General features: G+C 71.3%; 6 protein-coding genes. All 6 read left to right on the top strand.

From position 1 onward, the window contains the following. The first annotated feature begins 351 nt into the window (after nt 1–351). Nucleotides 352–1,440, top strand: a complete 1,089-nt coding sequence (locus ACY0I8_RS16010; RefSeq protein WP_461395536.1) for a tetratricopeptide repeat protein — start codon at nt 352–354, stop codon at nt 1,438–1,440. Between the two features lie 386 nt (nt 1,441–1,826). Beyond that, nucleotides 1,827–2,039, top strand: a complete 213-nt coding sequence (locus ACY0I8_RS16005) for a hypothetical protein (RefSeq protein ID WP_459942719.1) — start codon at nt 1,827–1,829, stop codon at nt 2,037–2,039. Nucleotides 2,040–2,222: 183 nt separating this feature from the next. Further along, nucleotides 2,223–2,861 carry a MotA/TolQ/ExbB proton channel family protein gene (locus tag ACY0I8_RS16000; protein ID WP_459942718.1) on the top strand — a complete coding sequence of 213 codons (639 nt, stop codon included), beginning with the start codon at nt 2,223–2,225 and terminating at the stop codon, nt 2,859–2,861. Nucleotides 2,862–2,864: 3 nt separating this feature from the next. Further along, the gene (locus tag ACY0I8_RS15995; RefSeq protein ID WP_459942717.1) at nt 2,865–3,353 is read left to right on the top strand and encodes an ExbD/TolR family protein; all 489 of its coding nucleotides are present in this window, start codon (nt 2,865–2,867) and stop codon (nt 3,351–3,353) included. 3 nt (nt 3,354–3,356) lie between these two features. Further along, complete coding sequence (locus ACY0I8_RS15990; protein ID WP_459942716.1) at nt 3,357–3,857, top strand: ExbD/TolR family protein; 501 nt, start codon at nt 3,357–3,359, stop codon at nt 3,855–3,857. After that, a complete protein-coding gene (locus ACY0I8_RS15985) occupies nt 3,858–5,369 on the top strand; it encodes a TonB family protein (RefSeq protein ID WP_461395535.1) in 1,512 nt (503 codons plus the stop codon). Nucleotides 5,370–5,421 lie beyond the last annotated feature (52 nt).

Genomic DNA, 5,421 nt, shown 5'->3' with positions numbered 1-5,421 from the left:
GCCGAAGGCCCGAAGGGACAGGGTCGCGGCTGGAAAGCCGCTCCCACAGGTTGGGACAACAGCCGATGCTAGAATCCCAAAGGATTTTGGCGTCCTAGCGTCCCAGCCTCCTAGCATCCCAGCAGGAAGTTACTTGGAAGCTCCGGCAAGCCGCGGGGCGCGGCCTGTTTGCAAAAACAATAACTTCCGCCTCGGCCACACGGTGCGCCGCGGCCGTCTGGACCACGGGACCGACGACCGCGAGACCGGCGACCGTGGACCGAAGTTACTTGGAAGCGAGGGCACCGGGCCCCGGAACCCGTTGGGGGAGTGAAGTTGATCCGGCACGACGGACGGGAAGCCAAAGGACACATGAAGCCCTTTTACTTTGTTGCGCTTGTGCTCGCCCTTGTCCTGGCCGCCTGCGCCGGGCCCCGGCCGGCACAAAAGCCCGGGCCGGAGGCCGGGAAGGAGGCGGCGCCCCTGGGGGAGGGCACGGCGCGGCTCGGGGCCCCGGGGCTCCTGGCCCGGGCCCGCACGGCCTTCGAGGCGGGGGACTACGGCGAGGCTACCGAGGCGGCCCGGAGGGCCCGGGCCATGGCCCCGGACCTGGACGAGGCCTGGCGCCTGGAGGCGCGGGCCCGGGCGGCCACCGGGGATCGGCCCGGGGCCCTGGCGGTGTGGACCGAGGTCCTGGGCCGCGTGCCCGGCGACCCCGAGGCCGCGGAGGCCGCCGCCCGCCTGGCCGCCGATCTGGGCCGGGATGCCGAGGTGGGGGAACTCCTGGCGGGGCAGGGGGAGGCCGCCTCCGGCTGGGCCGGGTGGCTCGCCCTGCGGGCCGGAAGGCCCGGGAGGGCCCGGGACCTTCTCGCGGCCGCGGTGGCCGCCGGTCGCACCGAGTGGCGGGTGGCCCTGGGCCGGGCGCTTTTGGCCCTGGGGGACCTGGACGCCGCGGCCGCCGAGGCCGAACGGGCCACGGCGGAGCGCCCCGACGACCCCGAGGCGTGGCTCCTGGCCGGCGACGTCGCCCGGGAACAGGGCCTCGGCGCCGAGGCCCGGGCGGCCTACGAGGCCGTGCTGGCCCGCGACCCCGGCCGGTACGCGGCCCGGGTGAACCTGGCCTCGGTCCTCCTCTCCCAGGGGGAGGCCGGGGCCGCCGAGGAACTCCTGCGGGAGGCGGCCGAGGGGGCGCCGGGCCGGCCCGAGGCCTGGACGAACCTGGGCCTGGCCCTTCGGTCCCAGGGCCGCTACGCCGAGGCGGCCGAGGCCTACCACCGGGCCCTGGAGGCCCGGCCGGGGTACCTGCCGGCGCTTAAGAATCTGGGCATCTGTTACGAGAAGTACCTGGGGCGACTCGCCGACGCGATCCAGGTCTACGACCGGTACCTGGGACTCGCCCCGGGCGACGAGGAGGTGGCCCGCTGGCGCAAGGCCGCCGAGCGAAGGGCGGGGGAGAAATGACGGGCTTGGGAACGCGCGGTGCCGATCGGGCCAGAATGGGTGACGGCGCGGCGAAAGGGACTCGGGCGGCCGCAGGTAGTTGGTCGCGGGTCGCGGGTCGTTGGTCGCAGGTCGTAGGTCGTAGGTTGTGGAACTTCTGGAGGTCGAGGAACCCGCGGAGGTTATTGGTCGTTGGTCGTTGGGTTCCGCCTCCTCGGGACGGGCGGCAGTTGGCCCGACAAACGACAAACGACGAACGACCCGCGGCAGTTGTCCCGTCCGAACGTTCGCACGTCCCAGCGTCCGCACGGTCAACGATTCACGATTCCCGATTCCCGATTCACGGTTCAAGGCAGTTCCTCCCGCTCCTGGCCGCCCTGGCCGCGGCGCAGATCCTGGCGGGGCCGGTGCGGGCCGAGGGGCCGCCCAAGCCGCCGGCCGAGATCCGGATGAAGGAGGTGGAGATCCGGGGCGAGGTGGAGCGGCCCGGGGTGTTCTACGTGATTCCCCGCCGGGCCACCCCGCTCGATCTGGGCCCCCGCAACCGGGACTTCCGCCCCGAGATTTTGGAGCCGTTGATGCCGGCGGGACGCGAGGACGTTAGGACGTTAGGACGGTAGGACGGTGGGACGGTAGGACGGTAGGACGTTAGGACGGTGGGACGTTCCGTCCGCACGTCCGCACGTCCCAACGTCCGCACGGTTGTCCGTCCGCCCGTCCGCACGTCCTAGCGTCCGCACGGTCAACGATTCACGATTTACGGCAGTTGAAACGATTCACGGAAGTTCAGAGGAGTTCCATCCATGTGGGAAGGCATTGCACGGGCGTTTCAGGAGGGGGGGGTGTTCATGTACGCCATCACCGGGGCCCTGGGGTTCGGGGTGGCGGTGATCCTGGAGCGCCTGTACTGGCTGCTGGGGCGGTTCAACGTGGACGGCCGGAAGTTCTTCGGCGAACTCAGGAAGCTGATCGAGGCGGGGGACCTGGAGGCCGCCCGGGAACTCTGCGGCGACGCGCCCCTGCCCCGGATCCTCCGGGCCGGCATCGAGGCGGCCCTTCAGCCCGGGGCCTCGGAGCGCACGGTGCAAAACGCCGTGGACGAGGAGGCCCTGGCCGTGATCCCCAAGATCGAAAAGCGCATCCACTACCTCTCCATGATCGCCAACGTGGCCACCCTGATGGGGCTCCTGGGCACGATCCTGGGGCTCATGCAGGCGTTCCAGGCGGTGGCCGGGGCCGACCCGTCCCAGAAGGCGGCCCTGCTGGCCCGGGGCATCTCGATGGCCATGAACACCACGGCCTACGGGCTCATCGTGGCGATCCCCTGCATGGTGTTCTACGCGTTCCTCCAGTCGAAAGCCGCGAAGATCGTCGATGAGATCGACGAGTACTCGGTGAAGCTCATCAACCTGATCAACGCCGTGCGGCCCTGGGGGGGCTAGCCCGTGCCCGCGAAACGCCCGAGCAAGCGAAGGCACCGCGTCCACGCCGACGTGGAACTCAAGCTCATCCCCGTGATGAGCCTCCTCGTGGTGCTGGTGCCCATGCTCCTCCAGACCGCGGTGTTCCAGAAGATCACCTCGATCTCCATGAACCTGCCGAGCGCCGACGAGGTGCGCTACCTGGACGAGCCCACCCCCGAGGAACTCGCCAAGTCGGTGACCGTGGCCATGACGGACGAGGGGTTCGTGCTGGCCTCGGGGGACGAGACCCTGGCCCGGGTGCCCCTGACCGCCGAGGGGCGGTTCGATTTCGAGGGCCTGGGCCGGGCCCTCGCCGAGGCCAAGGCGAAATTCCCGAAGCAGGAGTCCCTGGTGCTCCTGGTGGAGGACGCCGTGGTGTACGACGACATCGTCCACGCCATGGACCGCGCCCGGCCCCATTTCCCCGACGTGTCCCTGGCCGACCGGGTCCAGGCGCCGGCGGAGGAGTGAGCCGTGCCGTTCTCGCCCACCAAGCGAAAGAAGCACTTCCGGCGAAAGCCCCGGGAGATGTCGCTCCAGATCACGTCGATGATCGACGTGTTCACGATCCTCCTGGTGTTCCTCCTCAAGAGTTATTCCACCGAGGGGCACCTGGTGCAGATCGCCGAGGCGATCCGGTTGCCCACCTCCACGGCGAGCCTCGAGGTCCACCCGGCCGTGGCCGTGGCGTTCAACAATGAGGCCCTTTATCTAGACGGGGAGTTGCTGGTGGACGACGTGGGGCCCCTCGTGGCCTCGGACGAGATGACGATCGAGCCCTTGCGGCGGGCCCTGGAGGAGCGGGCCGCCCGGGTCCGGGAGATCGCCGAGAAGAACCCCTCGGTCGTGTTCACCGGGGAGATCGTGCTCCAAGGGGACCGGGAGATCCCGTTCCGGCTCCTCAAGAAGATCATCTACACCGCAGGCCAGGCGGGGTACGTGAACCAGTCCCTGGCCGTGTTCCAGGAGGAGTAGATGGGGCTTGCGAAGCCCAAGCCGCTGGGGTCCGGGGAGCGCCGGGTCCTGTGGGTCCGGTTCTACCGGGGCGCCCGCCGGGTGGGGGAGGTGGCCTCCCCCGACGGCCGGGTGCGCTGGGGCCCCAGCGTGGGCATCGAGTTCGCCTATCCGGTGCCGGGGGTGGAGGAACGGGAGGACCTCTTTTTGCCCGGCGGCCGGCTCGTGGTCCGGCCCGGGATGGAGGGGGAGATCCGGGCCGGCCGGTCCCTGGTGGCCCTGGAGGACCTGGGGGACCTGGGCCTCCTGGAGGGGGGCCGCAAGCGTCGGTGGGTCCGGATCACCCCGGCCATGGAGGGGAGCTTCACATACCGGGACCTCCGGGTGGAGTTCGGGTACGGGCCGCCCCCGGAGTTGTCGCCGGCGGCGCGGCTGGCCAAGGTGCCCCGCCGGTTCCGCCGGGGGGTCCTGAGCCGGGAGGAGTGGCCGTTTGCGGTTTTCACCTGGCTCCTCTACGGGGGGCTTGCGCTCCTGTGCCTGCGGTTGGGGTCGGTGGAGGTCCCCCCGGCCCCCAAGCCCGAGGCGGTGAGCCAGCGGTTCGCCAAGCTCATCTACGAGGCCCCCCAGGAGCGCACCCGGATCCAGCAGGAACTGCTGGCCCAGAAGCGCGCCGAGGAGGCCAAGGCCGAGGCCCCGGCCCCCGAGCCGGAAAAGGCCCCTGAGCCCGAACCGAAGCCCGAGGAAAAGCCCCCCGAGCCCGAGGCCAAGCCGGAGCCGAAGCCCGAGGCCGAGACTCCGGCACCCGAACCCAAGGCGCCGGCGGCGGAGCCAGCCCAGGCCGAGGCGCCGAAACCCGAGGCCCCGCCGGGACCCCCCGGCCCCGCCGGGCCGTCGAAGGGCCCCAGCCGCGAGGAGATCCGGCGCAAGGTGGCCAAGCAGGGCCTCCTGGGGCTTTTGAGCGGGAGGGGGCGGGCGTCGGTGTCCCGGCGGAAGGGTTCCGTGCTGGAGGGCGCCGGGGCCGCGGCGGACCTCGATAAGGTGCTCGAAAAGGTCGAGGGGCTCGAGGCGGCCCCGCCCGCCGGCGGGGGCGGCGGCGGGGGCGGGACGGGCCCGGCCGTGGACACTGGCATCGACGAGGCGGCCCAGCGGGTGGCGGCCGCTCCTGAACCCGCCGAACTCGAGGCTCCCGAGGAGGAGCAGGTGGAGGCGCCCCAGGAGGAGGGGTGGGACGAGGTGACCCTGCGGGAGATCCTGGCCGAACTGCACCGGGCCGTGGGGGCGTATCTCGGGGGCCTTCGGTACCTCTACAACCGGGCCCTGCGGAAGAACCCGGATCTCGAGGGCAAATTCACCGTGCGGATGACCGTGGGCCCCGACGGAAAGATCCAGGAGGTGGAGGTGGTGGAGTCCACCCTGGGCGACCCGGACCTGGAACGGGCGCTCCTGGCCCGGATCCGGAAATGGACCCTCCCGGCCGTGGCCGACCGGCCGGTGACCGTGACCTACCCCTTCGTGTTCTTCCCGAGCATGTGATGCGGTGCGGCGCGATCGCCTTCGTCCTGTTGTTGGGGGTTGCCGCTCCCGG

The sequence above is a fragment of the Deferrisoma sp. genome (assembly GCF_054681715.1).
Note: the sequence above shows the minus strand (reverse complement) of the source record. Positions and strands in the feature narration are given on the sequence as shown.